Origin of the sequence: Streptomyces mexicanus, assembly GCF_902506575.1 — a bacterium.
Lineage (GTDB): Bacteria > Actinomycetota > Actinomycetes > Streptomycetales > Streptomycetaceae > Streptomyces > Streptomyces mexicanus.
The window spans coordinates 5,139,908-5,144,704 of sequence record NZ_LR732544.1 but is presented as its reverse complement, the minus strand read 5'-3'; the positions used below and the strand labels follow the sequence as shown (position 1 = coordinate 5,144,704).

At 72.2% G+C, this 4,797-nt stretch carries 2 protein-coding genes and 2 pseudogenes; 2 read left to right on the top strand and 2 right to left on the bottom strand.

Translation table 11 applies throughout. The features are described from left to right. Positions 1–1,515: an acyl-CoA carboxylase subunit beta gene (locus GV126_RS23130; protein WP_159674028.1), complete on the bottom strand. Its 1,515-nt coding sequence runs from the start codon at positions 1,513–1,515 to the stop codon at positions 1–3. A 349-nt stretch (positions 1,516–1,864) separates the two neighbouring features. Between GV126_RS23130 and GV126_RS37345 the strand changes: the two are divergent. Continuing rightward, a pseudogene (locus GV126_RS37345) lies at positions 1,865–1,957 on the top strand (SRPBCC family protein); the annotation flags it as partial. Positions 1,958–1,964: 7 nt separating this feature from the next. Beyond that, a pseudogene (locus GV126_RS23125) lies at positions 1,965–2,828 on the top strand (acyl-CoA synthetase family protein); the annotation flags it as partial. 163 nt (positions 2,829–2,991) lie between these two features. Here the strand turns inward: GV126_RS23125 and GV126_RS23120 are convergent. After that, positions 2,992–4,797 (bottom strand): acetolactate synthase large subunit (locus GV126_RS23120; protein ID WP_268977416.1); only part of this gene is annotated, 1,806 nt, incomplete at its 5' end.

Sequence of the window (4,797 nt, the reverse complement as noted above, 5' to 3'; positions counted from 1 at the left end):
TTACTGCGGCGGGTTGCCGTGCTTGCGGGAGGGCAGGTCGGCGTGCTTGGTGTGCAGCATCGCCAGGGAGCCGATGAGGACCTCGCGGGTCTGGGCGGGGTCGATGACGTCGTCGACGAGACCGCGCTCGGCCGCGTAGTACGGGTGCATCAGCTCGGCCTTGTACTCCTTGACCATCTTCTGCCGCATGGCCTCGGGGTCCTCGGCCTGGGCGATCTGGCGGCGGAAGATGACGTTGGCCGCGCCCTCGGCGCCCATCACCGCGATCTCGTTGGTCGGCCAGGCGTAGGTGAGGTCGGCGCCGATCGACTGGGAGTCCATCACGATGTAGGCACCGCCGTAGGCCTTGCGCAGGATCAGCGAGATCCGCGGCACGGTGGCGTTGCAGTAGGCGTACAGCAGCTTCGCGCCGTGCCGGATGATCCCGCCGTGCTCCTGGTCGACGCCCGGCAGGAACCCGGGGACGTCCAGGAAGGTGACGATCGGGATGTTGAAGGCGTCGCACATCTGCACGAAGCGCGCGGCCTTCTCGCTGGCCTCGATGTCGAGCACGCCGGCCAGCACCTGCGGCTGGTTGGCGATGATGCCGACCACCTGGCCGTCCAGGCGGGCCAGGGCGCAGATGATGTTGCGCGCCCAGCGCTCGTGGACCTCCAGGTACTCGCCGTCGTCGACGATCTCCTCGATCACCCTGGCCATGTCGTACGGGCGGTTGCCGTCCGCCGGGACGAGGTCCAGCAGGACGTCACAGCGGCGGCCGGCCGGGTCGGTGCACTCCACCCGCGGCGGGTTCTCCCGGTTGTTCTGCGGCAGCAGGGACAGCAGGTAGCGCACCTCGGCGAGGCACGTCTCCTCGTCGTCGTAGGCGAAGTGGCACACGCCGGAGGTCTCGGCGTGCACGTCCGCGCCGCCCAGGCCGTTCTGCGTGATCTCCTCACCGGTGACGGCCTTGACCACGTCCGGGCCGGTGATGAACATCTGCGAGGTCTCGCGGACCATGAACACGAAGTCCGTCAGGGCGGGGCTGTAGGCCGCGCCGCCCGCGCACGGGCCGAGCATCACGCTGATCTGCGGGATCACCCCGGAGGCCTTGGTGTTGCGCTGGAAGATGCCGCCGTAGCCGGCCAGCGCGCTGACACCCTCCTGGATCCGGGCGCCCGCACCGTCGTTGAGGGAGACCAGCGGGGCACCGGCCGCGATGGCCATGTCCATGATCTTGTGGATCTTCGTGGCGTGCGCCTCGCCGAGCGCGCCGCCGAAGATGCGGAAGTCGTGGGCGTAGACGAAGACCGTGCGGCCCTCCACCGTGCCCCAGCCGGTGATCACACCGTCGGTGTACGGCTTCTTCGCCTCCAGGCCGAAACCGGTCGCCCGGTGCCGGCGCAGTTGCTCGACCTCGTGGAAGGAGCCCGGGTCCAGGAGCAGTTCGATCCGCTCCCGCGCGGTCAGCTTGCCCTTGGCGTGCTGGGCCGCGGTCGCCTTCTCGCCGGGACCCGCCACCGCCTGCGCACGGATCCCTGGGGGCTGTGGTCGGAGCGGAGGCGCGCAGCGCGAGTGGGCCGGCGGCGACGCGCGCCCAGCCGCGGCAGCCAGGACAGGAGCTCGGCCACCACGGCGGCGGCCGATCCGCCGGCCGGCGGATGGCCCTCCCCGAAGGGACCCGAGCCCCGCCGGCTCGACCGTACGGCCCTGCTCGGCCACGACCCGCCCGGCCGACTTGACGTACCAGCGATCGGGCCTTTGACCCGCGCGCCGGCGGCTCTGCACCATCCCAGGCACGAGCGAACCGAGCAGCGCATCCGAGCCGCTTTTCCAGAGCAGCGCCGAGATCCACATCTGCGCGGCGCCGCAGGACGTCTACGAGGTGATCAGCGACCTGCCGCGCAGTGGTGAATGGAGCCCGGAGTGCCGGGGCGGTGAATGGGTCGCGGGTGAACCGGCCCGTGTGGGCGCGTTGTTCCAGGGACCTCTTCGCCCGCCTGACGCCGGGCATTTGGGAGGCGCATCCCAAGTCCTTCATGAAGTGGGAGGTGCTGGCGGACGATCCGTGCGGGCCGCTGTCCAACGTCAAGCTGTTCAGCAGCACTTTCGACGCCATCCACCCGCGCACCGGGCACCGCCTGCTGCGGGCCACCCGGCGCAGGTCCGCGGTCTTCGGCCAGCTGTACGGGCAGAGCGAGGTGGGCCCGGCGGTGGTGCGCGGCTTCACCCGGCACCGCTCGCCGGACGAGGACGGCCGCTGTGAGGGCATGCCCTTTCCCGGCATGACCGGCGTGCGGGTGGTCAGCCGCGACGGCCGGCCGCCGTCGGCGCAGAACCCGGGCCACATCGAGGTCCGCAGCGACGGGCGGATCGTCACCTACCTCGGCGAGCGGGACCGTTACGAGGCCCAGGTGTTCGAGGGCGGCTGGTGGCGGATGGGCGACATCGGCTACCGCCCCAAGTGGGGCTGCGTGCACCTGCTGGACCGTGAGGTCGACCTGAGCGAGGGCTTCGGCAGCACGCTCGCCGCGGAGGACACGCTGTTCGAGATGGTCGAGGACCTCACCGAGGTCGTCATCGTCCCGGACGGTGCGGGCAGGGCCGTGCCGGTGGTGTGCACCAAGGACGACAGGCCCCTGGACCGGGCGGCCTGGGCGCGCGCGGCGGCCGTCCTGCCGCCGATGGCGGAGCCCGTGCAGTGGAAGCCGGCCGATCTTCCCCAGACCGCCACCACCAAGATCAAACGGCTGGAGCTGGCCCGGCTGCTGGCTGCAAACGGCCAGGCGGGGCAAGGGAGCGGTGCGGCTGCCGCCCCGCCGCCGGGCACGGGGCGCGGCAGCCGTTGACCCGCCCGGTGCCGCTGGGCTCGCGGCAGCCGCCGCGCCCGGCGAAACCTGTGCCGTCCCGCCGCTCGCGTAGCGCCGGGAGGGACCGCCGGGCCGCGGTCACCCGGCCCGCCGCCGGGCCGGGGGTGTCTTTCGGCACCCGCGGGGGCGGGCCGGGGGCGGGTCAGTCGGTCTCGTCCCCGAAGTCGGGGCGGGAGTCCAGGGCCGCCATGACCTCGTCGTTGCTGGTGCCGGCGGCGACCATCGGCCAGACCATGGCGTCCGCGTGCACGATGAAGTCCACCACCACGGGCCGGTCGTCGATGGAGTTGGCCTGCTCGATGACCGCGTCGAGGTCCGCGGGGTCCTCGCAGCGCAGGCCGGTGCAGCCCATCGCCTCGGCGAGCAGGACGAAGTCCGGGACACGTGTGCCGCGGGCCGGTTCCCGTTGGTCACCGTGCTCGGCGCCGGTGCGCAGCGCGGTGTTGGAGTACCTCTGGTCGTAGAACAGGGTCTGCCACTGGCGGACCATGCCGAGCGAGCCGTTGTTGATGATCGCGACCTTGACGGGGATCCTGTTCAGCGCGCAGGTCGCCAGTTCCTGGCTGGTCATCTGGAAGCAGCCGTCGCCGTCGATCGCCCACACGGTGGCCTCGGGGCGGCCGACCTTGGCGCCCATCGCGGCGGGAACCGCGTAGCCCATCGTTCCGGCGCCGCCGGAGTTCAGCCAGCAGCCGGGCTGCTCGAAGGTGAGGAACTGCGAGGCCCACATCTGGTGCTGGCCGACGCCCGCCACGAAGACGGTCTGGGGCGGGGCGAGTTGACCGATCCGCTCGATGACGTGCTGCGGGGACAGCAGGCCCTCGGGGGCCGGGTCGTAACCGAGCGGGTAGCGCGTCCGCCAGTCCTCCAGCCGCTTCCACCAGGCCGTCAGGTCGCCCCGGTTGCCCGCCTCCTGCTCGGCCCGGACGGCCGGGATCAGTGCCGCCAGGACCTCGCGGGCGTCGCCGACGATCGGCACGTCCACCGCGCGGATCTTGCCGATCTCGGCGGGGTCGATGTCCGCGTGCACGATCTTGGCGTGGGGGGCGAAGCTGTCCGCCCGGCCCGTCACACGGTCGTCGAAGCGGGCGCCGAGCGCGACGACCAGGTCGGCCTTCTGCAGCGCGGTGACCGCGGCGACCGTGCCGTGCATCCCGGGCATGCCCAGGTGGAGCGGGTGGCTGTCCGGGAAGGCGCCCAGGGCCATCAGCGTGGTGACGACCGGCACACCGGTCAGCTCCGCCAGCATCCGCAGTTCCTCGGCGGCCCCCGCCTTGACCACGCCGCCGCCGACATAGAGCACCGGGCGCTTCGCCGCCAGGAGCAGCCGGGCGGCCTGGCGGATCTGCTGGGCGTGCGGGGTGCGCACCGGCCGGTAGCCGGGCGGCTCGATGCGGTCGGGCCACCGGAAGACGGTCTGCCCCTGCAGGGCGTCCTTGCTGATGTCGACGAGCACCGGTCCGGGACGGCCGGTGGAGGCGATGTGGAAGGCCTCGGCGATCACGCCCGGGATCCGGTCCGGGTCGGTGACCAGGTAGTTGTGTTTGGTGATCGGCAGGGTGATGCCGCAGATGTCGGCCTCCTGGAAGGAGTCGGTGCCGATCAGCGAGGAGGGCACCTGCCCGGTGATGGCGACGATGGGCACCGAGTCCATGTAGGCGTCGGCGATCGCGGTGACCAGGTTGGTCGCTCCGGGGCCCGAGGTGGCCATGCACACCCCGACGGTGCCGGTGGCCTGGGCGTAGCCGGTGGCCGCGTGGCCGGCGCCCTGCTCATGGCGGACCAGGACGTGGCGGATGGTGGTGGAGTCCATCAGCGGGTCATAGGCGGGCAGGACGGCGCCGCCCGGGATGCCGAAGACGGTCTTGACCCCGGCCTGCTCCAGGGCGCGGATCAGGGCCTGGGCGCCCGTCACCGAAGCCGGTGTGCCCGGGGCGGAGGTCTGCGG